The following is a 24,235-nucleotide window of genomic DNA, read 5'->3' on the forward strand; positions in this document are numbered from 1 at the left end:
AGACTTATTAAAACAAGATTATAGGAGTGGTTGGGCATGTCAAATCTATTAACTATGAACCAGCTTACAAATGAAGAAATTCACGCCATCTTAGAGGATGCAGAGCAGTATAAATCAGGGCAAGGTTGGAAGGCTCTAGATACAGTGTTTGTCTCAAATTTGTTTTTTGAGCCAAGTACAAGAACAAGATTCAGCTTTGAAGTAGCTGAAAAGAAGTTAGGGCTTCAAGTCTTAAATTTTACAGCAGAACATTCTAGTGTGCAAAAAGGTGAAACTTTATATGATACGGTTAAAACTCTTGAGTCAATTGGGGCAAATGCAGTAGTCATTAGGCATCAACAAGATCACTTTTTTGATGATTTGGTCGGAAAGGTATCAATACCAGTGATTAATGCAGGAGATGGTTGTGGTCATCACCCTACACAATCATTACTTGATTTACTAACAATTAAACAAGAGTTTGGACAGTTTAAAGATTTGACAATATCAATACATGGTGATATTCGACACAGTCGTGTTGCAAGGTCAAATGCGGAAGTATTAACAAGGCTTGGAGCAAGGGTGTTATTTTCTGGACCTGCTAAATGGCAAGATCCATTAAACACATATGGAGAATATGTCGAAGTTGACGAAGCAATCCAACAGTCAGATGTTGTGATGCTTCTTAGAATACAGCATGAGCGACACGAAGAAAAAGCATCAGCACAAGATTATCTACAGCAATATGGTTTAACAAAAGAAAGAGAAAAACAAATGAAACAACATGCCATTATCATGCATCCAGCTCCAGTAAATCGTGGTGTTGAAATTAATGGTGATTTAATAGAATGCGAACGTTCTAGAATATTTAAACAAATGGAAAATGGTGTTTTTGCTAGAATGGCTGTTTTAAAGAGAGCTTTACAACAAATTGAGCAAAATCAGGAGGTAATGAAACATGCTATTTATTCTTAAAAATGGATTAATTTTAGATGAGCTTGGTGAGTTGAAAAAGTCTGATGTGAAGGTGGAAGACGGAGAGATACTTGAGATTGGAGAAAATCTTTCTACAGACGGATGTGAAATCATTTCAGTTGATGGAAAGTTGGTTTCAGCAGGTTTTATTGACCTTCACGTCCATCTAAGAGAGCCAGGTGGCGAGCACAAAGAAACAATCGAAACAGGTACACAGAGTGCAGCAAAAGGCGGATTTACAACAATAGCTCCAATGCCAAATACTCGCCCAGTTCCTGACACCAAAGAGCAAATGGAATGGTTGCAAAATCGAATTAAAGAAACTGGGGTTGTAAAAGTTCTTCCATATGCTTCGATTACAACAAGACAGTTAGGTGAAGAATTAACAGACTTCCAAGGATTAAAAAACGCAGGTGCATTTGCCTTCACGGATGATGGTGTTGGTGTACAATCTGCTGGCAAAATGTTAGAAGCAATGAAACAGGCAGCTTCGATCGGTGCAGCAATTGTGGCACACTGCGAAGAAAATACATTAATTAACAAAGGTTCAGTACATGAAGGTGAATTTTCTAAAAAACATGGTATTAATGGGATTCCTTCTGTATGTGAGTCTGTACATATCGCGAGGGATATCCTTCTAGCGGAAGCTGCAGGCTGCCACTATCATGTGTGTCATATCAGTACAAAAGAGTCTGTACGTGTAGTAAGAGATGCAAAACGTGCCGGAATAAACGTAACAGCTGAAGTAACACCACATCACTTATTATTATGTGAAGAAGATATTCCTGGCCTTGATCCGAATTTTAAAATGAACCCTCCTTTAAGAGGAAAAGCAGATCAAGAAGCTTTAATAGAAGGATTATTAGATGGAACAATTGACTTTATTGCAACAGACCATGCACCACATGCAGCAGAAGAAAAAGCAGAAGGCATGCAGTTAGCACCATTTGGAATTGTGGGATTAGAAACAGCATTTCCACTACTTTATACACATTTCGTACTAACGAAGAAATTTACACTAAAGCAACTTGTAGACTTCTTGACAATTCAACCTGCAAAAGCATTTGGATTATCTGGAGGAGTGCTTGAAGTTGGAGCTGCTGCTGATATTACAGTGGTAGATTTGGAAACAGAATCATCAATTAACCCAAGTGAATTTTTATCAAAAGGCAAAAATACACCATTCACAGGCTGGACTTGCAAAGGTTGGCCAACCACAACAATCGTAGATGGAAACATTATATGGGAAAAGGGAGGCATCACAGTATGAAAAGACAACTAATCTTAGAAGATGGAACAGTATTTTTGGGTGAAGCATTTGGAAGTGATAAGGAAAATTTTGGAGAAGTAGTATTTAACACAGGGATGACAGGGTACCAAGAAATCCTTTCAGATCCATCATATTGTGGACAAATCGTCACTTTAACGTATCCTTTAATCGGGAACTATGGCATTAACAGAGATGATTTCGAAACAATTACGCCATTTATAAACGGATTTGTTGTAAAGGAATTCTGTGACTATCCTTCTAACTGGAGAAGTGAATATACAATTGATGAGTATTTTAAAATGAAAAACATTCCTGGAATCTCAGGCATTGATACTCGTAAGCTTACAAGAATTATTCGTATGCACGGTACATTAAAAGGAGCAATTTGCTCAGCAGATGCAAATCCAGAAGAAGTAATTAGTAAGCTAAAAGGAACGCAACTTCCTACAGATCAAGTACAAGCTGTTTCAACAAAAACAGCCTATCCAAGCCCAGGCAGAGGACATCGTGTAGTGTTAGTTGATTTTGGAATGAAGCATGGTATTTTAAGAGAATTAAATAAACGTAACTGTGACATTGTTGTTGTACCTCATAATGTAACAGCCGAGGAAGTACTACAACTTAAACCAGATGGTATTATGCTATCAAATGGTCCAGGAGATCCAAAAGATGTACCAGAAGCAATTGAAATGATCAAAGGAATTCTTGGTAAAGTTCCATTATTCGGAATTTGTTTAGGTCACCAATTATTTGCCTTAGCTTGTGGTGCAGATTCAGAAAAAATGAAATTCGGTCATCGTGGGTCAAACCACCCGGTAAAAGAATTAAGCACAGGGAAAGTTGATATTACTTCACAAAACCATGGATATACAGTTAGAGAAGATTCAATTAAGGATACAGATTTAGAAGTAACACATGTTGCATTAAATGATGGAACAGTAGAAGGTCTCAAACATAAACAAGCACCTGCATTCACAGTTCAATACCATCCAGAGGCTTCACCAGGCCCTGAGGACGCGAACGGATTATTTGATCAATTTATAAACTTGATGAATGAAGCTAATAAGAAAGAAGGGGTTCTATAATGCCAAAACGTACAGACATCAATAAAATTCTTGTTATCGGTTCAGGTCCAATCGTCATTGGTCAAGCAGCAGAGTTTGATTATGCTGGAACACAAGCATGTATCGCATTAAAAGAAGAAGGATATGAAGTAGTTCTTGTTAACTCAAACCCAGCAACAATTATGACGGATACAGAAATTGCAGATAAAGTATATATCGAGCCTCTTACGGTTGAATTTTTAAGCAACATTATTCGTAAAGAACGTCCAGATGCCCTTGTTCCAACTTTAGGAGGGCAAACGGGTCTTAACATGGCCGTTCAATTAGCAGAATCAGGTGTACTTGATGAATGTGGAGTGGAAATTTTAGGTACTAAGCTTTCCGCAATCCAACAAGCAGAAGATCGTGATTTATTCAGAAGATTAATGAATGAATTAAATGAGCCTGTACCTGAAAGTGAAATTATCCATAACTTAGATGAAGCTTTTGCGTTTGTTAATCAAATCGGATATCCAGTTATCGTAAGACCTGCCTATACATTAGGTGGAACTGGTGGAGGTATTTGTGAAAATGAAGAAGATCTTATCGAAATTGTTACAAGTGGATTAAAAAACAGCCCTGTAACACAATGTCTTCTTGAAAAAAGTATTGCTGGATTTAAAGAAATTGAATATGAGGTAATGCGTGACTCAAATGACCATGCCATTGTTGTTTGTAACATGGAAAACTTTGATCCAGTAGGTGTTCATACAGGTGACTCAATCGTTTTTGCACCAAGTCAAACGTTAAGTGACCGTGAATATCAAATGCTGCGAAACGTATCATTAAAGATTATCCGTGCATTGAAAATTGAAGGTGGCTGTAATGTTCAGCTAGCACTTGATCCAGACAGCTTTAAATACTACATTATTGAGGTTAACCCACGTGTAAGTAGGTCATCTGCGTTAGCTTCTAAAGCAACTGGATATCCAATCGCTAAATTAGCAGCGAAAATTGCTGTTGGTTTAACACTAGATGAAATGAAAAACCCTGTTACAGGGAGAACATATGCATGCTTTGAGCCAGCATTAGATTATATCGTATCAAAGATCCCACGCTGGCCTTTTGATAAGTTTGAGTCTGCAAACCGCCGTTTAGGAACTCAAATGAAAGCAACTGGTGAGGTTATGGCGATCGGTCGTACACTTGAGGAATCACTCTTAAAAGCAGTTCGTTCACTCGAGTCTGATGTAGATTATCTTCGTTTAAAAGATGCTGAACAATTCACAGACGAACTAATTGAAAAGCGTATCCGTAAAGCTGGTGATGAGCGCCTATTTTATATCGCTGAAGCTCTTAGAAGAGGTGTTACGAAAGAAACCATTCATGAGTGGAGCCAAATTGACTTATTTTTCTTAATGAAGATTGAAAAAATTATTGCATTTGAAAAAAATCTTCAAGAAAACCCTTATGAATTAACAACATTACAAACAGCTAAAGAAATGGGCTTTGCAGATTCTGAGATTGCTAAGCTTTGGAATACAAATGATCGTGAAGTTTATGAATTAAGAAAACAAGCAAATATTATCCCAGTTTATAAAATGGTTGATACATGTGCAGCGGAATTTGAATCTGCAACACCATACTTCTATGGATCATATGAAGACGAAAACGAATCAATTGTAACTGAGCGTGAAAGTGTTGTTGTTTTAGGCTCAGGTCCAATCCGAATTGGTCAAGGTGTTGAGTTCGATTATGCAACGGTTCACTCTGTATGGGCAATTAAAGAAGCAGGGTATGAAGCGATCATTGTAAATAACAATCCTGAAACTGTTTCAACAGATTTCAGTATTTCTGACAAGCTTTATTTTGAACCATTAACAATTGAAGATGTTATGCATATCATCGATTTAGAAAAACCAAAGGGTGTTGTTGTTCAATTCGGTGGTCAAACAGCTATTAATCTAGCGGATGAGTTACAAGCTCGAGGTGTAAAAATACTTGGAACATCTTTGGAAGATTTAGATCGTGCGGAAGATCGTGATAAATTTGAACATACTTTAGCTACTCTTGGAATTCCTCAACCACATGGAAAAACAGCTACTTCTGTAGACCAGGCTGTGAAAATTGCAGAAAACATTGGTTATCCAGTATTAGTAAGACCATCTTATGTACTAGGTGGACGTGCAATGGAAATTGTTTACCAAGAGGCTGAGCTTTTACACTATATGAATAATGCTGTAAAAATAAATCCGCAACATCCTGTATTGATTGATAAATATCTAACAGGTAAAGAAATTGAAGTTGATGCAATTTCTGATGGAGAAACAGTTCTTATACCTGGAATTATGGAGCATATTGAACGTGCAGGTGTTCACTCAGGAGATTCAATTGCTGTATACCCGCCGCAATCTTTATCTGAAGAAATTAAAAATAGTATTATTGACTACACAATTAAACTTGCTAAAGGGTTAAATATTATTGGATTGCTAAATATCCAATTCGTATTATCAAAAGGAGCGATTTACGTACTAGAAGTAAATCCTCGCTCAAGCCGTACGGTACCATTTTTAAGCAAAATTACCGGAGTACCGATGGCTAATTTAGCAACAAAAGTAATACTTGGTGCAAAACTTGAGGAACTTGGCTATGAAACAGGATTACATCCAGAAAGTGCAGGTGTGTATGTAAAAGCTCCTGTCTTCTCATTCGCTAAGTTACGCCGAGTGGACATCACATTAGGACCTGAGATGAAATCAACAGGAGAAGTAATGGGTAAAGACATTACTCTTGAGAAAGCTCTTTATAAAGCACTTGTTGCATCTGGAATTCAGATTAAAAACCATGGATCAGTTTTATTAACAGTAGCGGATAAAGATAAAGAAGAAGGTTTAGAGATTGCTAGAAGATTCCACCAAATTGGATATCAAATTCTTGCGACAAGTGGAACCGCAGATTATTTAAGAACCTACAATATTCCGGCGAAAGTTGTTAATAAAATTGGTGCGTCTGAACCGAATTTATTAGATGTTATTCGTAAAGGTGAAGCACAGTTTGTGATCAATACGTTAACAAAAGGAAAACAGCCAGCGAGAGACGGATTTAAAATTCGCCGTGAATCAGTAGAAAATGGAATTCCTTGTTTAACTTCATTAGATACAGCAGTTGCGATTTTACGTGTACTAGAGTCGATGACATTCTCTACAGATACGATGCCAAAGATCAACAAGCAGCTAGAGGTGAGCTTAACGTGATAAAAAAAGAACTAATGGTCGTGACAAAACACGAAAAAATTGCAGAACATATTTTTCAGCTAACACTACAAGGTGAACTTGTTTTAGAGATGGGTAACCCAGGTCAGTTTGTTCATTTAAAGGTGTCTGAGGGTAGCACACCTCTATTAAGAAGACCGATTAGCATTTCTGAAATTAATAAAGATAAAAAGCAATTCACAATGATATATAGAGCAGAAGGGGCTGGTACTCAGCTCCTTTCTAAAAAGGTCGTTGAAAACGTAGTGGATGTTTTAGGACCATTAGGGAATGGATTTCCAATTGATTCAGTTGAAAGTGGACAGATAGCTTTGTTAGTTGGTGGAGGAATAGGTGTTCCTCCTTTACTTGAACTATCAAGGCAATTAGTTGCAAAGGGTGTAAAGGTGCAGCATGTATTAGGGTTTCAAACAAATAATGCTGTCTTTTTAGAAGAAGAGTTTGCTAAACTTGGAACAACAATTATAACAACGGATGATGGATCTTATGGATATAAAGGATTTGTTACAGATGCCATTAAAGATCACAACCTGCAGTTTGATACAATGTTTACTTGTGGTCCAACACCAATGTTAAGAGCACTAGAAAAGCTTCATGGACAGAAACCTTTGTTTCTATCATTAGAAGAAAGAATGGGCTGTGGAGTTGGAGCTTGTTTTGCATGTGTTTGTCATACAGGAGATGACCCTACTGGAACAAGTTATAAAAAAGTATGTAGTGATGGGCCTGTGTTTAAGGCTGGAGAGGTGGTTTTATAACATGCTAGACATCAACTTACCCGGTTTGTCACTTAAAAATCCTATCATGCCTGCATCAGGATGCTTTGGCTTTGGTAGAGAATATAGTAAGTTTTATGACTTGAGTCAGCTTGGATCAATAATGATTAAAGCCAGTACACAGGAGCCCCGATTTGGTAATCCTACTCCTCGTGTAGCTGAGACAGAAGCAGGCATGTTAAATGCTATTGGACTACAAAACCCCGGTGTTCATAAAGTCATTTCAGAAGAGCTTGCTTGGCTTGAGCAGTATGATGTTCCGATTATCGCAAATGTAGCAGGCTCTCAAATTGAGGACTATGTATATGTCGCAGAAAAGATCAGTCAGGCAAACAATGTACATGCTCTTGAATTAAATATTTCATGTCCTAATGTAAAAACAGGTGGCATTGCATTTGGAACAATTCCTGAAGTTGCAGCACAGTTAACAAAAGCTGTGAAAGAGGTATCAGCTGTACCTGTTTATGTGAAATTATCACCTAACGTTGCGAACATCGTTGAAATGGCAAAAGCTATTGAAGATGCAGGTGCTGATGGTTTAACAATGATTAACACTTTAATAGGAATGAGACTTGACCTTAAAACAGGTAAGCCAGTTATTGCAAATAAAACTGGTGGGTTATCAGGTCCAGCTATTAAACCAGTAGCTATACGCATGATTTATGAAGTAAGTCAAGCTGTATCAATTCCGGTCATTGGCATGGGTGGCGTGCAAAACGTTGATGATGTGATTGAATTCTTATATGCTGGAGCAAGTGCTGTTGCTGTTGGTACTGCTAATTTTGTTAATCCATTTGTATGTCCGGAAATTATCGAGCAGTTGCCAGCAAGATTAAATGAACTTGGTTTTGAACATGTTACGGAATGTATCGGAAGGAGTTGGAAGGCTAATGCAAAGACCGCTCATTATAGCTCTTGATTTTAAAGATCAGCAAGAGGTAAAAGAATTTTTACAGCACTTTCAACAAGAACAGTTATTTGTCAAGGTAGGTATGGAATTATTTTATCAGGAAGGTCCTGAGATTATTTCCTATCTTAAAAAACTTGGCCACAACATCTTTTTAGACCTAAAGCTTCACGACATTCCGAATACAGTTAAACAAGCAATGCGTGGGTTAGCCAAGCTTGATGTGGACATTGTAAATGTGCATGCTGCAGGCGGAAAGAGAATGATGGAAGCAGCTATTGAAGGACTTGAGGCAGGAACTCAAGAAGGTAAAAAAAGACCAATATGTATTGCTGTTACTCAGTTAACTAGTACTTCTCAAGATATGATGCATGAAGAGCTATTAATTAATGAAGATATCAATAATGTTGTTCTTCATTATGCACAAATGGCAAAAGAAAGCGGCTTAGATGGAGTGGTTTGTTCTACTCATGAAGTAGAAACATTAAATGCAAAGCTTGGATCTTCTTTTATGACTGTCACACCGGGAATTCGTTTGAAGGAAGATTCGACAGATGATCAAACTAGAATAGCTAGTCCAGACCAAGCACGTCGTCTAGGTTCGACAGCTATTGTAGTCGGAAGAAGCATAACAAAACAAAACAATCCATATGAGGCATATTTAAAAGTGAAAAAAGCTTGGGAGGAATCAGAGGAATGAAACAAACGATTGCAAAAAACCTATTAGAAATTAAGGCAGTTTATCTCCAACCAAATGACCCCTTCACTTGGTCCAGTGGATTAAAGTCACCAATTTACTGTGATAATCGTCTTACATTATCATTTCCTTCTATTCGTACTCAAATAGCTGAAGGTCTTATTGATTTAATAAAAGAGCATTACCCTGAGGTTGAAGTGATCGCAGGGACTGCAACTGCAGGTATCCCTCACGCTGCATGGGTAAGTGATAAAATGGATTTACCAATGGTTTATGTTCGAAGCAAGGCAAAGGGACATGGTAAAGGAAATCAAATTGAAGGACAAGTTAAGCGAAATCAGAAGGTAGTGGTTGTGGAAGATTTGATTTCAACTGGCGGAAGTGCCATTACAGCTGTTGAAGCTCTTCGTGAAGCAGGCTGTGAGGTTTTAGGGATCGTAGCGATTTTTACATATGATCTTGCACTTGGAAAATCAAAACTGGAAGAAGCGAATATTAAAGCACAATCGTTATGTGACTATAACACTTTAGTTGAAGTTGCTGCTAAAGAAGGTTATGTAACAGAGCAGGACATTAGTAAATTAAAAATGTGGAGAGAAGATCCATCTTCTGAACGCTGGCTTAATGTATAACAAATAAATGTAAGTAAAAAGCGTCTTTTATCGTATGCTCAAATAACGTTCATTAACGTGGAAGGATGCAATAAAAAGGCGCTTTTAAATTTTTGATAGAATTAGAAAGAAGGAACTAAACGAAATAATTAGAAATACGATTAAGTAGCTTGGATAAATGAAACGTTCAGGAATTTTCACCTTTTTTAATAAGCTCCATACTGCTATACCAAGGATAGCAAAAATGAAGGAATGCCTTACAGCTTTTAACTGATTCAATAGTTCTTTACTTGGCTTGTACATAAAAATATGAGCGATACTGAGACAAAATAGATAAAAACCAATGAAGACTAAACAAATATTAGCCACGATCTCCCACATAACAATCCTCCTTACACCTTCTATTAAATAGTACAAGTTTATGTATATGATTTTGCTTTTATGATTTATTATAAGAATTTAAGATATTGAATAAAAATTATTAATCCGATAAGTAAACTCGGGTTGACATTTGTTATAATTGTGTTAAAATTTTGAATCAAATAGCATATTATCATAGTAGGTGTGAGTAAGAAAATGCTGGGACAGTAATAGTAACGCTTTTTATACGATCACAAAGTTTAAAATTTTAATAAAAATAATCTAGTAAATGTATTGTCAAATCACAGATAAGGTGTATAATTCATACTATATTAATAGGTTTTACACTTAATCCCGAGTATTAATGTGTGAATAAACGGGATTCTAATTCCGAGTTGAGTAGTATGAGAGAAAGAGGTGAATCGTATGTTAACATATGAAAACTGGACAGAACAAACTGATTCATTTGAAGTTGATGAAACGTATAAAGGTGCACTTAATGTTTTAAATTGGGCATATGACCATTACGGTGAAGAGGTTGTATATGCTTGTAGCTTTGGAATTGAGGGGATCGTTCTAATTGACTTAATTTCTAAAGTGAAACCAGATGCTAAGATCGTTTTCCTTGATACAGATGTACATTTTAAGGAAACGTATGAATTAATTGATAAGGTAAAAGAAAAATATCCATCATTAAATATTGAATTAAAAAAGCCAAAATTAACACTTGAAGAACAAGCTGAGCAATATGGTGATAAATTATGGGAAACAAACCCTAATCAATGCTGTAACATCCGCAAAATTGTTCCTCTAACTGAAACATTAAATGGTGCAACAGCATGGATTTCAGGTTTAAGACGAGAACAGTCTGAAACAAGAAAGAATGTAAATTATATTAATAAGGACGAACGCTTTCATTCAGTAAAGGTTTGCCCGCTTATTCATTGGACGTGGAAGGATGTTTGGAGATACGTTCATAAAAATGACTTAATCTATAACCCTCTTCATGATAGAGGATATCCAAGTATCGGTTGTTTTCATTGTACAAAGCCTGCCTTTGATGAAAATGATTTAAGATCAGGTAGATGGTCAGGGCAAATGAAAACAGAATGTGGCCTCCACCAATAGGAGGATATAATCATGTTAGAAATCATTGCCATCATTATTAGCTTCTTTTTTGCAATGAACATTGGGGCGAGCGGTGCAGCTGCCTCAATGGGGGTTGCATATGGCTCAGGAGCGATTTTACGACCGAGAAATGCGCTTATATTATGTGGGATAGGGGTCATATTAGGAGCTGTTATTGGCGGTGGAGAAGTTGTCAAAACAATAAGTTCTGGAATCATTCCATCATCGCTTATATCGATAAAAATGGTTGTTATTATCCTCTTTTCAGCTACTTTTTCCTTATTCTTGTCCAATCTTTTAGGAATACCACTTTCTACAAGTGAGGTAACGGTGGGATCTGTAGTTGGTGTTGGTATAGCGTACCAAGCCTTATATGTTAATAATTTACTCTATATCATTATGTTTTGGATTATTGTTCCGATCGTTGCGTTTGCCATTGCCTTTCTTTTTATAAAAATCCTTCATTCCTTTAAGCTGACTCAAAAGTATAGCTTTGAAGGAAAGGTGATAACATATTTACTTATATTTGCTGGTTTCTTTGAAGCATTTTCAGCGGGGATGAATAACGTGGCAAATGCTGTTGGACCACTTGTAAGTGCTGGTATTCTAACGGTTTCAAAAGGAACATTAATTGGAGGAGTGTTTGTTGCTCTAGGTGCTCTTCTTTTAGGGAGACGTGTTTTAGAGACAAACGGTAAGAAAATAACGAGCTTCTCAAAAATTGAAGGTGTCTTGATTTCTGGTACTGGTGCTACGCTTGTTATTGTAGCTTCCATCTTTGGTATACCTGTGCCTCTTACTCAAATTACGACCTCGTCGATTTTAGGAATTGGTATTGCAAAATCTGGGTCAAACATCTTTCAACAAAAAATCGTAAAAAATATGCTTATGGTATGGTTAATTTCTCCACTTGTGTCACTAACGATGAGTTACTTCTTAGTGCAGTTGTTTATAGAAAGTGATTTATATACAATTTTTGTATTAGCAAGTCTTTTGCTAGCTACAATTGGCGCAAACACTTTAATGAAAGCAAGCAAACAAGAAAAGCGTGCTGTACACGAAGAAGGTGGAGGAATATAACTATTATTCCTATTAAACTGATTGGATTTCTGTAAGAATCAATCAGTTTAATAATTTTGGTCTATTACATTTTAATTGGAGGAAATGAAAATGAGCTTACTTCCACATGGAGGAACATTAATTCAAAAATTATCACTAGGAACAGATGTATCACATATTGAGAAAGAAATTGAACTAGATGCAATCTCTCTAAGTGATCTTGAACTAATTTCTATAGGTGGTTACAGCCCAATTGAAGGGTTCTTAACTCAAGAAGATTATGAGTCTGTAGTAGAGAATATGAAACTGAAAAATGGTGTGGTATGGAGTATCCCTATTACATTACCAGTATCAGAAGAGAAGGCATCTACTTTAGCAGTTGGTGACGAAGTTCGCCTTGTGCTTGATGAAGTTACATATGGCACAATTAAGGTTTCGGATATCTATACTCCTGATAAACAAAAAGAGGCAGTTAATGTTTATCGTACAGATGATCTTGCACATCCTGGTGTTAAGAAAATGTTCGAACGTGGTAATGTTTATGTTGGAGGAGAGGTAACATTAGTTCATCGCCCGGAAAAGAAATTTGCAGATTTCTATCTTGATCCTAAAGAATCAAGAGCTAAATTCGAAGAACTAAATTGGAAGACAATCGTAGGCTTCCAAACACGTAATCCTGTTCACCGTGCTCATGAATATATCCAGAAAACAGCATTAGAAACTGTAGATGGTTTATTCTTAAATCCATTAGTAGGGGAAACAAAATCTGATGATATTCCAGCACATATTCGTATGGAAAGCTATCAGGTTTTATTAAAAAACTATTATCCTTCAGATCGTGTACATTTAGCTGTATTCCCAGCTGCTATGCGATATGCTGGACCGCGTGAAGCGATTTTCCATGCCTTAGTTCGTAAGAATTATGGTTGTACACATTTTATTGTTGGTAGAGACCATGCTGGTGTAGGCGATTATTATGGAACTTATGATGCACAACTTATCTTTTCTAATTTTACTGCAGATGAATTAGGAATTACACCAATGTTCTTTGAGCATAGTTTCTATTGCATAAAATGTGAAGGTATGGCTTCATCAAAAACATGCCCACATGGTAAAGAAGACCGAGTTATTTTATCAGGTACAAAAGTACGTGAAATGCTTCGTAATGGTGAATTACCTCCTAGCACATTCAGCCGCAAAGAGGTTGTAGAAGTTTTAATTAGAGGTATGAAAGAAACGGTAAATGCATAAGGAGGTAGGAACAATGGCTGCAAATAACATTGTGTGGCATGATGCATCTGTCACAAAAGAAGAGAGAAGAAAGAAAAATAATTACGGAAGCTATGTTTTATGGTTTACTGGTCTTTCAGGGTCGGGTAAATCAACCCTTGCAAATGCCCTTGCAAGATACTTGTTTGAAAATAATATTCAAACCTATGTGTTAGATGGGGACAATATCCGTCATGGCTTAAATAAAGATTTAGGTTTTACTGATGAAGATCGCAAAGAAAATATTCGCCGAATTGGTGAGGTGTCAAAGCTGTTTGTTGATAGTGGGCAAATTGTGTTAACAGCGTTTATTTCACCATTCCGGGAAGATCGCCAGCAAGTAAAGGACATTCTTTCGGAAAATGAATTCTTCGAAGTATATGTAAAGTGTTCGTTAGATGAATGTGAAGTACGTGACCCTAAGGGATTATATAAAAAGGCAAGAAACAATGAAATTAAACATTTCACTGGTATTGATTCACCATATGAGGAACCTGAAAACCCTGCTATAATAGTTGACACAGAAACCCAAGACATAGAACAATCTGTTAAACAAATCGTAAGTTTCCTTGTTGAAAAAGGATTCATTCAAGAAAATAAATAGTGGTCGAAGTAATAGCAATTGGTGAATTCCAATTGCTATTACTTTCATTTGATGATATCTAATACCTTACAATACGCAACTAGAAAAGGGGGGAGAATGCATGGCGAAGGTTTTTTTAGTGGGAGCAGGCCCTGGAGATGAAGATTTGCTTACAATTAAGGCATTAAAATGTATTCAAAAATCAGATGTTATTCTTTATGATCGTTTAGTTAATAAAGAAATTTTAAAACATGCTAAAGAAAATTGTGAGCTTGTTTATTGTGGGAAGCTACCTAACTATCATACAATGAAACAAGAAACGATTAATACTTTTCTTGTTAAATATGCTAAAAGTGGAAAAATCGTTACAAGGCTTAAAGGTGGCGATCCGTTTATTTTCGGTCGGGGAGGAGAAGAAGCTGAAGCCCTAGCTAAACATCATATCCCCTATGAAATCATTCCTGGGATCACTTCAGGTGTTGCCGCAGCAGCATATGCAGGAATTCCAGTAACACATCGGGATTTAAGCGGTAGTGTTGCTTTTGTTACTGGTCATCGAAGAGACGGTATTGATGAGGATACGAAATGGGAATCCCTTGCGAAAGGAATTGATACATTAGCTATTTATATGGGTGTTAGCAATTTACCTTATATTCAGGAACAACTAATGAAGCATGGGAAAAATTCTCAAACACCGGTTGCGGTTATACACTGGGGGACTACTAATGTTCAACGCACGGTCACAGGGACATTAGAAAACATTTATCAACGTGTGTTACAAGAAAAAATAACAAACCCTAGCATGATTATTGTAGGTGAGGTTGTTTCTTTAAGAGAAAAATTAAGTTGGTATGAAGAAGTAATTGCAAAAAATGCACAAAGTGAGGCTCTATTACTATGAAACAAGCTGTTTTATATGTTTGTCATGGAAGTCGAGTACCAAAAGCTCGTGAAGAAGCCATTGAATTTATTTCAAAGGTTAAACCAAGAATAAATGCAAAAGTCCAGGAAGTGTGTTTTTTGGAGCTAGCCGAGCCCTCTATTGAGGAAGGATTTAAAAATTGTGTTAGTCAAGGTGCGACAGACATCGCCGTGATTCCTTTACTTTTATTAACTGCTGCTCACGCTAAAAGTGATATTCCAGAAGAAGTTAAGCATGTTTCATCGCTTTTTCCATCAGTTCGTGTTACCTATGGAAAACCAATTGGTGTTGATCTACGTTTAGCGGAAATGCTGGTTGATAAAATGAATGAAAAATCACCAACTGATAGCTCCAGAACGGCAATCCTTGTCGGAAGAGGAAGCAGCGACATGGATGTAGTAAATGACTTGAACCAAATTGCAGATTTTCTCCAGAATAAATCAGGTGTTAAAAAGGTACATACTTGCTTTTTAACAGCTGCTGAGCCTAAATTTAGTCAAATGATTGAAGATGTTTTCAATTCAGATGAACAATCTCTTTTCATCATTCCTTATTTAATATTTACCGGATTGTTAAAGAAGGAAATTGATCATACTGTTAAACAATATAATTGGGGAGATCGAAAGGTTGAGGTATGTTCGTATTTAGGCCCTCACCCGATTTTACTTGATCTATTTGTTGAACGTGTTCATGAAGCTATAGAAAATACTGATGGTTTGTATACCTTTCATAAAGGAAAACAACATGCTCCCACTTCATATTGATGTAAAAGATCGTTTGGTTCTAATCATTGGTGGCGGGAAAATTGCGTACAGAAGATTATCTTTATTTCTTGAGGAAGGGGCAGAAATTACGGTTGTGAGTCCTGATGTTGTGAAAGAAATAGAGAATCTACATGACGAGAACCTTTTAAATTGGGTGAAAAAAGAAGTTGAACTTAGTGATTTGGAAAATGCACATATCATTATTGCAGCAACTGAGCATCCTTCTATAAACGAATGGGTAGCAGAAAATGCAAACAAGTTTCAGCTGGTTAATGTAGTAAGCAATGTAGATAAAGGAAACTTCCTTGTTCCAAAGTCTGTTAAAAGGGGAAGACTTTCCCTATCAGTATCTACTAATGGTGCAAGCCCAAAGCTTGCAAAAGAAATTTGTGAAAACTTGTCTAATCAATTTGATGACGAGTTTATCGAAAAGCTTGATCACCTCTACGAACAGAGATTAAAGAAAAAGCAGAGAAAATAAAAGGGAATGTACTCGGTTTAAGAGTCATTCCCTTTTATTATTATATAATCTCACTAGCTATAGAGGGGCTGTCTTCAGTAGGTTTTCGTTTTTTTTCCTGAACAATAAATACTGCTACTAATACGAAGAATATACCGATATATTGCCATAGGCTAAGCATTTCCTTAAAGACGAAAAAGCCAACAAGAGAGGCCACTACTGGTTCTACAGTAGCCATGATGGAAGCGCGACTTGATTCAACCGTTTCAAGACCTTTCGTATATAGTAAAAAAGCAAATAAAGTTGAAAATAAGCCAAGTCCTAAAATGGAAAGCCAAACATCGGATCTTGATAATAAATACCCCATCTCCCATATCCCACTTACCGGTGTAATTGCGAGTGCTGCAAAGATAAATGTATAAACTGTAACCGTTAATGAAGAATATTTTTGAAGTGCAAACTTACCGAAAATACTGTATAAGGCATAGAAAAATCCTGAACCTAACCCAAGTATTAATCCATAAATCGAAACCGATTGACTTGTGGATGGAAACAGACCAATGACTAATGTACAACCCAAAAAAGTAATGAAAAGTGCAGAAATTTTTCGCAATGTTAGGGCTTCTTTAAAAAATAATCTTGAAAAAATCGTAACAAACGCGGGAGCGGTATATAATAGAATGCTTGCTACAGAAATGGACGTTTCCTTCATACATTGAAACAAACACCAGTTAAAAAAAACAATACTAATAATACCGGTTCCGATAAAATATTTACTATCTGAAAATTTGATTTTTAAGGCTTTTTTATTTTTAATAAGAATAAAAATGAGCAAAAATGAAGATGCGGATAATGCACGAATTGCCACTACATGAGTTGGGGTAAATCCAGCTTCATAGAGATAGGTAACAAAAAGTCCTATCAATCCCCATAGTGCTGCCCCTGAAAGTATAGATAGATAGGCTATATTTTTTTTCAAAATGTTCCCTTCCTCTCGTTAAATAATGCAAATCTAATCTTATCAAAATCAAGAGTGAATTTGTATAATTTTACAAAATACATATCTAATTGATAGTCATAGAAAAAAGAGCATTGAATAGATCAACGCTCTTTTCAACTATTACCCCTTACGAAGTTGAAATACTAAATCTTCGTTTGGAGTTACATAAACAGTTTGTTGATGATCATAAATTACATAACCAGGCTTAGAGCCACTTGGTTTTTTTACATGGCGAATGGCAGTGAAATCAACAGGGACAGAGCTGGAGCTTTTAGCTTTACTAAAGTATGCAGCGATATTGGCAGCTTCCAGTATTGTCTCTTCTGATGGATTACTGCTTCGTATCACAACATGTGACCCAGGGATGTCTTTGGTGTGTAACCAGATGTCATCACGGGCAGCAAATCTGTTTGTTAAATACTCATTTTGTTTATTGTTTTTACCGACAATGATTTCAGTACCATCTGAAGAAGAGTAATGCTCAAGAACGGGCTTTTGAGATTTCTTCTTTTTTATGTTTTTAGACTGTCTTTGTTTTAAGTAGGCTCCCTCTATTAATTCCTCACGAATCTCCTCGATGTCTTTGGGTGAAGCAGACTCAATCTGTTGAATAAGGCTATCAAAATAGTCAATTTCACGTTCTGCTATTTCAATTTGCTCATGAACCACTTCCACCGAATTTTTAGCCTTTTGATATTTCGAAAAGTACTTCTGAGCATTTTCTGATGGAGTTTTTTGAACATCTAATGGAATGGTAATCATATTGTTTTCTTCATCATAGTAGTTTATCACTTCAGCCTGTTTATCACCTTTGCTTATCGCATAAATATTTGCCGTAATCAATTCCCCGTATAATTGAAATTCATTTGCTTTTTCAGCTTGATCGAGAGTAGCTGTGAGTTTTTTAATTTTCTTTTCGTTCTTTTTCTTTTCATTAACCATAAATCGCTCTAAGTCATTTCCTTGCTGTTTCACTCGATCTCGTTCAGCTTTTCCGTAATAGTACCGATCCAATGTTTCAGAGATAGTTGAAAAACTCTTTGTTTTTGCTTCTGTTAAATGAGCAAGGCGGATCATATAGAACTGCTCACGATTATCTAGTTCATATATAGTAGGTTCAAATTTATGTTCTTTTACATCCGATACTATATCTAAAAAAGCATTCGGTAGTGTTTTGCGATTTACTAACCCAGCGCGCAAGGTGACCTCTTTGGCGAATAACGGAGAAATTCCCGCAAAATTTTGTACAAGCTGTTGATCAATTCTTCCGGTATTAAAATCTAATTTTTTTAGAAGTAAATCTTCATCAGCGCTCAGAGGATTTACTTTTTCTTGGCCAGGTGGCAATACATACGGATGACCAGGTAATACCGTTCTATGGCGATTAACCGCTGGTGAAAGGTGTTTTACACTATCTAAAATCATTTCGCGATCTTTATCGACAAGTATGATATTACTATGTCTTCCCATTATTTCAACCATAAGTCTTTTTACGGTTATGTCACCAAGCTCATTTCTGCTTCTAATATCAAAGATGATGATTCTTTCCATCTCAGGTTGTTCAATCTTTTCTATGACTCCACCTTCTAAATGCTTTCTCAAAAGCATACAAAACATTGGGGGCTCACTAGGGTTTTCATAGCTCTCGTTCGTTAAATGAATTCGAGCATAACTAGGGTGAGCAGATAGGAAAAGTTTATGGTTTTTTCCAGCCGACCTTACTTGAAAAATAAGATCATATTTATAGGGCTGATGGATTTTTGTAATCTTTCCGTTTAATAATACGCTCTTTAGTTCTTCAGTAATTGCATATGTAAATAAACCATCAAAAGACATGGCACAAACTCCTTTTTGTAAACACGCAAGGTGTATAAGTAAATTCTTCTCGGTTACGATCCTCCGGTTTCGTCTTATAAGACTGTTAAATCATTTACCACAATTAACTCTAGGGTAGCAAATAATTAGTGAAACCTTTCAAATTAAATAACTTTTCTAAATGATTATAGCATGTTTTAGGACGAGGCTGAATAAGTTGTCTTATAGGCTAGACAAGTACAAGTTGAACTTTGCAATAAATGCAAAAGACTTCGAAAATTTTTTTGTTTTAAAGGGGTGTGTAGGTGATTCATGAAGTGGCATGAGATGAGATCAGATGAAGTGATGGATTCCATTAATACGGACGGAGATTCAGGATTAACAAGTAAGGAGGTACAAAAGCGAACCCAGAAGTTTGGATTAAATGAATTAAAAGAGGCTGATAGACCATCAGCTATAATTATATTTTTAAGTCAATTTAAAGATTTTATGGTTCTTGTTTTATTAGCCGCTACACTCATTTCAGGACTGTTAGGCGAATATATTGATGCTATTGCCATTATAGCCATCGTTGTTGTCAACGGCGTACTAGGCTTCTTTCAAGAAAGAAAAGCAGAACGATCATTAGAAGCATTAAAAGAATTATCTGCACCACAAGTGAATGTGTTAAGAAATGGGCAATGGGAGAAAATTTTATCGAAAGAGTTAGTGCCGGGAGATATTGTCAAGTTTTCGAGTGGTGATCGAATTGGCGCTGACATGAGATTACTAGATACGAAGAGTCTAGAAGTTGAAGAGTCTGCCCTTACAGGAGAATCACTTCCTGTCCAAAAATCAACTCAACCTATTGCAGGTGAAGAAGTTGGACTAGGTGATTTAACGAATATGGTCTTTATGGGAACTCTTATTACAAGAGGATCCGGAATTGGTGTGGTTATAGGTACCGGTATGAATACCGCAATGGGACAAATTGCAGATCTTCTGCAAAATGCAGAAACAATGGAAACACCTCTTCAACGACGTCTAGAGCAGTTAGGGAAGATTCTCATTGTTGTTGCATTAGCTTTAACAGTTCTAGTTGTTGGAATTGGTGTAATACAGGGACATGATCTTTATAATATGTTTTTAGCAGGTGTTTCATTGGCAGTTGCAGCCATTCCTGAGGGACTTCCAGCTATTGTAACAGTAGCTCTATCTCTTGGTGTTCAACGAATGATCAAACAAAAATCAATTGTTCGAAAACTTCCAGCTGTTGAAACATTAGGCTGTGCCTCTGTAATTTGTTCCGATAAAACCGGAACAATGACTCAAAACAAAATGACCGTAACACATATCTGGTCTGGTGATAAGGTTTGGAATGTAACTGGAACGGGATATCATCCACACGGTGAATTTTTATATGATGATCAACAGGTTGATGTAAATAATACAAGAACTCTTCAACAAATATTAACATTTGGTTCTTTATGTAATAGCGCTTCAATAATTGAAAGCGAGGGTCAGTATCGTTTAGACGGAGACCCGACAGATGGTGCGCTTGTTGTTTCTGCTATGAAAGCTGGAATTAAGCGTGAAACCTTACAGAAAAATTTTGAAGTTGTGGACGAATTTCCGTTTGACTCTACAAGAAAGATGATGAGTGTAGTTGTTAAGGATAAATCAGGTAATCGTTTTGTTGTCACAAAAGGTGCTCCTGATGTGTTACTAGGTGTTTCTAGTAATATATTATGGAATGAAAGACAAGAGGTTTTAAACAGCAAGTATGAAGGGAAAGTAAAACATGCAATTGAATCACTGGCTTCTCAAGCATTACGAACTATTGCTGTAGCCTTCAAGCCATTAAAATCAACTGATAAAATTAACTCAAGCTTTGAAGCAGAAAAAGACTTGGTGTTTATTGGTTTACAGGGCATGATTGATCCGCCTCGTCCTGAAGTGAAACAGGCTGTTAAAGAATGTCGTGATGCTGGAATAAAAACGGTGATGATAACAGGAGATCATGTTATAACTGCAAAAGCAATTGCTAAGCAATTAAACATTCTTCCTCATAATGGGAAAGTAATGGAAGGGAAAGAGTTATCTAATCTTTCTGTTGATGAACTAGAAACCATTGTTGATGATGTCTATGTTTTTGCACGAGTGTCACCGGAGCATAAACTGAAGATCGTAAAAGCATTACAAAATCGGGGACATATTGTTGCGATGACAGGGGATGGGGTAAACGATGCTCCAGCTATTAAAGCGGCAGATATAGGTATATCCATGGGGATTACAGGAACAGATGTTGCCAAAGAAGCTTCATCACTTGTCTTAGTAGATGACAACTTTGCCACAATTAAATCTGCGATAAAAGAAGGCCGTAATATCTATGAAAATATACGAAAGTTTATTCGCTACCTTCTCGCATCAAATGTCGGTGAAATATTGGTTATGCTATTTGCCATGATCTTAGCTCTTCCTTTACCATTAGTCCCAATTCAGATTCTTTGGGTAAATTTAGTAACAGATGGTCTGCCAGCGATGGCTCTTGGGCTAGATCAGCCTGAAGGTGATTTGATGAGACGTAAGCCTCGACACCCTAAAGAAGGTGTATTTGCTAGGGGTCTAGGTTGGAAAGTAATATCACGAGGTTTTTTAATAGGTATAGTAACCTTAGCAGCCTTCATGATTGTTTATTACAGAAATCCTGATGAGCTAGCATACGCACAAACTATAGCTTTTGCAACTTTAGTTATGGCGCAGTTGATACATGTATTTGATTGTCGAAGTGAAAAGTCTATTTTTGAGCGTAATCCTTTTGGTAATATATATTTAATCGGAGCTGTCATTTCATCAATCTTGCTTATGCTTGTTGTTATTTATTATCCGCCGCTGCAACCTATTTTCCACACATTTCCAATACTTGCGAGAGATTGGTTATTGATACTCGGATTGTCCGCAATTCCAACTTTTTTACTTGCTGGATCACTTTTAACAAGAAAATCAGCTTAGATTATGTTATAATCCTAAAGGGGGTGACCCACAAAGTCATCCCCTTTGCTTGTTGGATTATATACATGATATTTTATGATATATAGCTATCTTACTTGTTGATTTCATAATGATCTATTTTATTGGTACTGTAAGCAACTATACATACATAAAGCCTTGAACGGGTAAGACTGCCTGTAAATAAATACCTGTTATCCGAATCAATACACGTTTTAAAAAAGCTGATGGGCCAATAAGTTCGTACGAGAAAGAGATGTGATACATAGTGGTACTAAGTATGACTGGCTTTGGCCGTTCAAGTGGTCAGATACAATCCTGTCTTTTTACGGTTGAAATGAAGTCGGTTAACCACCGTTTTTTGGATATCCAAATTAAAATGCCAAAGCAATTACTAAGTATTGAAGATAAAATTAAAAAGCTTTTATCAACATACATAAGTCGGGGACGGATAGAGGTTTATATTAATCTAGAGGGTGAATTGCAGTCATCGAAAACAATTCATGTTGATTGGGGTTTGTTAGATCAGTATACTGAATCATTACAGCAAATAAAAAAACACTTCTCTATTAAGGATGATCTTTCTTTAAATCATATTCTATCCCTAGGAGAAGGTATGGACATACGTGAGGAATCATTGTCGAGCGATGAGGTTGAAGATGAATTAATTCAACTTGTCGAAGTAGCTGTAAAGCAATTAGCTGATATGAGAAAAGTAGAAGGTGAACAACTGGCTATTGATATTAATAAGCGGTTGGATTTGTTGGCTGAGATTAATGGTGACCTTCAAAAGATGGCTCCTTTAGTGGTGGACCAATACCGAGAAAGAATAAGTAAACGTGTTTCTGAATTTTTATCAGGAAAGATTGATGAAACACGTATTTTGACAGAAGTAGCCCTTTTTGCTGATAAAGTAGATATTAGCGAAGAGATTATTAGAATACATAGTCATGTTCGACAATTTAAGCAAACTCTACAAACAAAAGAACCAGTTGGTAGAAAATTGGATTTTATTGTTCAAGAGCTAAATAGAGAGGCAAACACGATTGGTTCCAAAGCAAATGATGGGACAATTGCAAAAAATGTCGTCGAATTAAAAAGTATTATTGAAAAATTGAAGGAACAAGTTCAAAATATTGAATAGGTTTAATAACCATTGATTATAAAAGGGCTTAAAAGGCAAAAATAGTTTTGTCTATAACCAGGGGGAGCATATTTATGAGCATTAAACTTATTAATATCGGTTTTGGAAACATTGTTTCCGCGAATCGAATTATTTCCATTGTTAGTCCTGAATCAGCTCCAATTAAGAGGATTATTCAAGACGCAAGAGACAGAGGTATGTTAATTGATGCAACATACGGCCGTCGGACTAGAGCAGTTGTTATTATGGATAGCGATCATATTATTCTTTCAGCTGTTCAGCCGGAAACAGTTGCTCAAAGGCTTTCAAATAAAGATGAGGTATCAGATGAAGGGTAGGGAATAGAAGCATTGATTAAAGAAAGAGGATTATTAATCGTCCTATCAGGGCCTTCAGGTGTAGGAAAAGGAACGGTTAGAAAAGAGTTATTTTCACAAGAGGATACAGCATTTGAATATTCCATTTCAATGACAACGAGAAAACCACGTGAAGGAGAAGTGGATGGAGTTGACTATTTCTTTAAATCTCGAGAGGAATTTGAAGATTTAATTACTCAAAATAAGTTGCTTGAATGGGCAGAATACGTAGGAAACTATTATGGTACACCAGTTGATTATGTAGAAAAAACATTGAGTGAGGGTAAGGATGTGTTCTTAGAAATAGAGGTGCAAGGTGCCTTACAGGTAAGAAATGCATTTCCTGAAGGACTTTTTATCTTTTTAAGTCCACCAAGCTTAAATGAGCTTAAAAACAGAATAGTTACAAGAGGTACCGAGTCAGAAGAACTTATTAACAATCGTATGAAGGTAGCAAAGGAAGAAATTATCATGATGGATGCCTATGACTATGTCGTAGAAAATGATAATGTTTTATTTGCTTGTGATCGAATAAAAGCGATTGTTACAGCAGAACATTGCCGTCGTGAACGAGTAGCACCTAGATATAAAAAAATTCTGGAGGTTGAATAATATGTTATATCCATCTATTGATGTTTTAATGAATAAATTAGATTCTAAGTACACGTTGGTAACAGTTGCAGCTAAACGTGCGCGTGAAATGCAGGAGTTAAGTGATCAACAGATCGTAAAGCCGGTTTCATATAAGTATGTTGGAAAGGCTCTTGAAGAAATTAATGCTGGACTTTTAAATTACAAACGAACTGAAAAATAATTGTTTATATGATAACAACCTAGAATTAGGTTGTTATTTTTTT

23 protein-coding genes are annotated in these 24,235 nt (G+C 36.4%); 20 read left to right on the forward strand and 3 right to left on the reverse strand.

From position 1 onward, the window contains the following. Positions 1-36: 36 nt before the first annotated feature. Genes COD11_RS07905 through pyrE form a run of 8 tightly spaced genes read left to right on the forward strand, consistent with a single transcriptional unit; the run spans position 37 to position 9,551 of the window. Positions 37-954 carry an aspartate carbamoyltransferase catalytic subunit gene (locus tag COD11_RS07905; protein ID WP_098796222.1) on the forward strand — a complete coding sequence of 306 codons (918 nt, stop codon included), beginning with the start codon at positions 37-39 and terminating at the stop codon, positions 952-954. Further along, positions 938-2,224 (forward strand): dihydroorotase, encoded by a 1,287-nt coding sequence (locus COD11_RS07910; RefSeq protein ID WP_098796223.1) that lies wholly within the window; start codon positions 938-940, stop codon positions 2,222-2,224. Before COD11_RS07905 ends, COD11_RS07910 begins: the two co-directional genes overlap by 17 nt. Continuing rightward, positions 2,221-3,309, forward strand: coding sequence for a carbamoyl phosphate synthase small subunit (locus tag COD11_RS07915; RefSeq protein WP_098796224.1), 1,089 nt, complete (start codon positions 2,221-2,223; stop codon positions 3,307-3,309). The genes COD11_RS07910 and COD11_RS07915 overlap by 4 nt, the downstream gene beginning before the upstream one ends. After that, positions 3,309-6,521 (forward strand): carbamoyl-phosphate synthase large subunit, encoded by a 3,213-nt coding sequence (carB, locus tag COD11_RS07920; protein ID WP_098796225.1) that lies wholly within the window; start codon positions 3,309-3,311, stop codon positions 6,519-6,521. The genes COD11_RS07915 and carB overlap by 1 nt, the downstream gene beginning before the upstream one ends. Beyond that, on the forward strand, positions 6,518-7,297 hold the full coding sequence (locus tag COD11_RS07925) for a dihydroorotate dehydrogenase electron transfer subunit (RefSeq protein WP_098796226.1): 780 nt from the start codon (positions 6,518-6,520) through the stop codon (positions 7,295-7,297). The genes carB and COD11_RS07925 overlap by 4 nt, the downstream gene beginning before the upstream one ends. A gap of 1 nt (position 7,298) precedes the next feature. Continuing rightward, positions 7,299-8,234, forward strand: a complete 936-nt coding sequence (locus tag COD11_RS07930) for a dihydroorotate dehydrogenase (protein ID WP_098796227.1) — start codon at positions 7,299-7,301, stop codon at positions 8,232-8,234. Beyond that, complete coding sequence (pyrF, locus tag COD11_RS07935; protein ID WP_098796228.1) at positions 8,206-8,922, forward strand: orotidine-5'-phosphate decarboxylase; 717 nt, start codon at positions 8,206-8,208, stop codon at positions 8,920-8,922. The genes COD11_RS07930 and pyrF overlap by 29 nt, the downstream gene beginning before the upstream one ends. Continuing rightward, on the forward strand, positions 8,919-9,551 hold the full coding sequence (pyrE, locus tag COD11_RS07940; RefSeq protein ID WP_098796229.1) for an orotate phosphoribosyltransferase: 633 nt from the start codon (positions 8,919-8,921) through the stop codon (positions 9,549-9,551). The genes pyrF and pyrE overlap by 4 nt, the downstream gene beginning before the upstream one ends. Before the next feature lie 84 nt (positions 9,552-9,635). On the opposite strand, the gene COD11_RS07945 is transcribed toward pyrE, so the two are convergent. Continuing rightward, entirely contained in the window at positions 9,636-9,911 is a 276-nt protein-coding gene (locus COD11_RS07945) for a hypothetical protein (protein WP_098796230.1), read from the reverse strand. A 405-nt stretch (positions 9,912-10,316) separates the two neighbouring features. Here COD11_RS07945 and COD11_RS07950 point away from each other — a divergent pair, with 405 nt between their 5' ends. The 7 genes from COD11_RS07950 (at position 10,317) to COD11_RS07980 (ending at position 16,096) form a co-directional block, all read left to right on the forward strand. Beyond that, positions 10,317-11,018, forward strand: coding sequence for a phosphoadenylyl-sulfate reductase (locus tag COD11_RS07950; protein WP_098796231.1), 702 nt, complete (start codon positions 10,317-10,319; stop codon positions 11,016-11,018). A gap of 12 nt (positions 11,019-11,030) precedes the next feature. After that, positions 11,031-12,098, forward strand: coding sequence for a sulfate permease (locus tag COD11_RS07955; RefSeq protein WP_098796232.1), 1,068 nt, complete (start codon positions 11,031-11,033; stop codon positions 12,096-12,098). 90 nt (positions 12,099-12,188) lie between these two features. Further along, positions 12,189-13,328: a sulfate adenylyltransferase gene (sat, locus tag COD11_RS07960; RefSeq protein WP_098796233.1), complete on the forward strand. Its 1,140-nt coding sequence runs from the start codon at positions 12,189-12,191 to the stop codon at positions 13,326-13,328. A 13-nt stretch (positions 13,329-13,341) separates the two neighbouring features. Then, entirely contained in the window at positions 13,342-13,950 is a 609-nt protein-coding gene (gene cysC, locus COD11_RS07965; RefSeq protein WP_098796234.1) for an adenylyl-sulfate kinase, read from the forward strand. Positions 13,951-14,050: 100 nt separating this feature from the next. Next, positions 14,051-14,830, forward strand: coding sequence for a uroporphyrinogen-III C-methyltransferase (cobA, locus tag COD11_RS07970; protein ID WP_098796235.1), 780 nt, complete (start codon positions 14,051-14,053; stop codon positions 14,828-14,830). Further along, positions 14,827-15,615, forward strand: coding sequence for a sirohydrochlorin chelatase (locus tag COD11_RS07975; RefSeq protein ID WP_098796236.1), 789 nt, complete (start codon positions 14,827-14,829; stop codon positions 15,613-15,615). Before cobA ends, COD11_RS07975 begins: the two co-directional genes overlap by 4 nt. Beyond that, a complete protein-coding gene (locus tag COD11_RS07980; RefSeq protein ID WP_176551015.1) occupies positions 15,596-16,096 on the forward strand; it encodes a precorrin-2 dehydrogenase/sirohydrochlorin ferrochelatase family protein in 501 nt (166 codons plus the stop codon). Before COD11_RS07975 ends, COD11_RS07980 begins: the two co-directional genes overlap by 20 nt. 40 nt (positions 16,097-16,136) lie before the next feature. Here COD11_RS07980 and COD11_RS07985 read toward each other — a convergent pair whose 3' ends face one another. Together COD11_RS07985 and COD11_RS07990 are read right to left on the reverse strand one after the other, a co-directional pair. Further along, positions 16,137-17,054 carry a DMT family transporter gene (locus COD11_RS07985; RefSeq protein ID WP_098796238.1) on the reverse strand — a complete coding sequence of 306 codons (918 nt, stop codon included), beginning with the start codon at positions 17,052-17,054 and terminating at the stop codon, positions 16,137-16,139. A 141-nt stretch (positions 17,055-17,195) separates the two neighbouring features. Next, the gene (locus tag COD11_RS07990; protein ID WP_098796239.1) at positions 17,196-18,911 is read right to left on the reverse strand and encodes an Rqc2 family fibronectin-binding protein; all 1,716 of its coding nucleotides are present in this window, start codon (positions 18,909-18,911) and stop codon (positions 17,196-17,198) included. 291 nt (positions 18,912-19,202) lie between these two features. Here COD11_RS07990 and COD11_RS07995 point away from each other — a divergent pair, with 291 nt between their 5' ends. From COD11_RS07995 to rpoZ, 5 genes are all read left to right on the forward strand, one after another. Continuing rightward, entirely contained in the window at positions 19,203-21,881 is a 2,679-nt protein-coding gene (locus COD11_RS07995; RefSeq protein WP_098796240.1) for a calcium-translocating P-type ATPase, SERCA-type, read from the forward strand. A gap of 277 nt (positions 21,882-22,158) precedes the next feature. Then, a complete protein-coding gene (locus COD11_RS08000; protein ID WP_231309463.1) occupies positions 22,159-23,022 on the forward strand; it encodes a YicC/YloC family endoribonuclease in 864 nt (287 codons plus the stop codon). Between the two features lie 74 nt (positions 23,023-23,096). After that, positions 23,097-23,360, forward strand: a complete 264-nt coding sequence (gene remA, locus COD11_RS08005) for an extracellular matrix/biofilm regulator RemA (protein ID WP_098796242.1) — start codon at positions 23,097-23,099, stop codon at positions 23,358-23,360. A gap of 15 nt (positions 23,361-23,375) precedes the next feature. Continuing rightward, positions 23,376-23,990, forward strand: coding sequence for a guanylate kinase (gene gmk / locus COD11_RS08010; RefSeq protein ID WP_098796374.1), 615 nt, complete (start codon positions 23,376-23,378; stop codon positions 23,988-23,990). A 1-nt stretch (position 23,991) separates the two neighbouring features. Beyond that, positions 23,992-24,192 carry a DNA-directed RNA polymerase subunit omega gene (rpoZ, locus tag COD11_RS08015; protein ID WP_098796243.1) on the forward strand — a complete coding sequence of 67 codons (201 nt, stop codon included), beginning with the start codon at positions 23,992-23,994 and terminating at the stop codon, positions 24,190-24,192. Positions 24,193-24,235 lie beyond the last annotated feature (43 nt).

Origin of the sequence: Bacillus sp. AFS040349, assembly GCF_002577655.1 — a bacterium.
Taxonomy (GTDB): domain Bacteria; phylum Bacillota; class Bacilli; order Bacillales; family Bacillaceae; genus Metabacillus.

Coding starts and splice junctions, on each gene's coding strand:
- COD11_RS07905 (WP_098796222.1), top strand. CDS start 37: ATGTCAAATCTATTAACTATGAACCAGCTTACAAATGAAGAAATTCAC.
- COD11_RS07910 (WP_098796223.1), top strand. CDS start 938: ATGCTATTTATTCTTAAAAATGGATTAATTTTAGATGAGCTTGGTGAG.
- COD11_RS07915 (WP_098796224.1), top strand. CDS start 2,221: ATGAAAAGACAACTAATCTTAGAAGATGGAACAGTATTTTTGGGTGAA.
- carB (WP_098796225.1), top strand. CDS start 3,309: ATGCCAAAACGTACAGACATCAATAAAATTCTTGTTATCGGTTCAGGT.
- COD11_RS07930 (WP_098796227.1), top strand. CDS start 7,299: ATGCTAGACATCAACTTACCCGGTTTGTCACTTAAAAATCCTATCATG.
- pyrF (WP_098796228.1), top strand. CDS start 8,206: ATGCAAAGACCGCTCATTATAGCTCTTGATTTTAAAGATCAGCAAGAG.
- pyrE (WP_098796229.1), top strand. CDS start 8,919: ATGAAACAAACGATTGCAAAAAACCTATTAGAAATTAAGGCAGTTTAT.
- COD11_RS07945 (WP_098796230.1), bottom strand. CDS start 9,911: ATGTGGGAGATCGTGGCTAATATTTGTTTAGTCTTCATTGGTTTTTAT.
- COD11_RS07950 (WP_098796231.1), top strand. CDS start 10,317: ATGTTAACATATGAAAACTGGACAGAACAAACTGATTCATTTGAAGTT.
- COD11_RS07955 (WP_098796232.1), top strand. CDS start 11,031: ATGTTAGAAATCATTGCCATCATTATTAGCTTCTTTTTTGCAATGAAC.
- sat (WP_098796233.1), top strand. CDS start 12,189: ATGAGCTTACTTCCACATGGAGGAACATTAATTCAAAAATTATCACTA.
- cysC (WP_098796234.1), top strand. CDS start 13,342: ATGGCTGCAAATAACATTGTGTGGCATGATGCATCTGTCACAAAAGAA.
- cobA (WP_098796235.1), top strand. CDS start 14,051: ATGGCGAAGGTTTTTTTAGTGGGAGCAGGCCCTGGAGATGAAGATTTG.
- COD11_RS07975 (WP_098796236.1), top strand. CDS start 14,827: ATGAAACAAGCTGTTTTATATGTTTGTCATGGAAGTCGAGTACCAAAA.
- COD11_RS07980 (WP_176551015.1), top strand. CDS start 15,596: ATGCTCCCACTTCATATTGATGTAAAAGATCGTTTGGTTCTAATCATT.
- COD11_RS07990 (WP_098796239.1), bottom strand. CDS start 18,911: ATGTCTTTTGATGGTTTATTTACATATGCAATTACTGAAGAACTAAAG.
- COD11_RS07995 (WP_098796240.1), top strand. CDS start 19,203: ATGAAGTGGCATGAGATGAGATCAGATGAAGTGATGGATTCCATTAAT.
- COD11_RS08000 (WP_231309463.1), top strand. CDS start 22,159: ATGACTGGCTTTGGCCGTTCAAGTGGTCAGATACAATCCTGTCTTTTT.
- remA (WP_098796242.1), top strand. CDS start 23,097: ATGAGCATTAAACTTATTAATATCGGTTTTGGAAACATTGTTTCCGCG.
- rpoZ (WP_098796243.1), top strand. CDS start 23,992: ATGTTATATCCATCTATTGATGTTTTAATGAATAAATTAGATTCTAAG.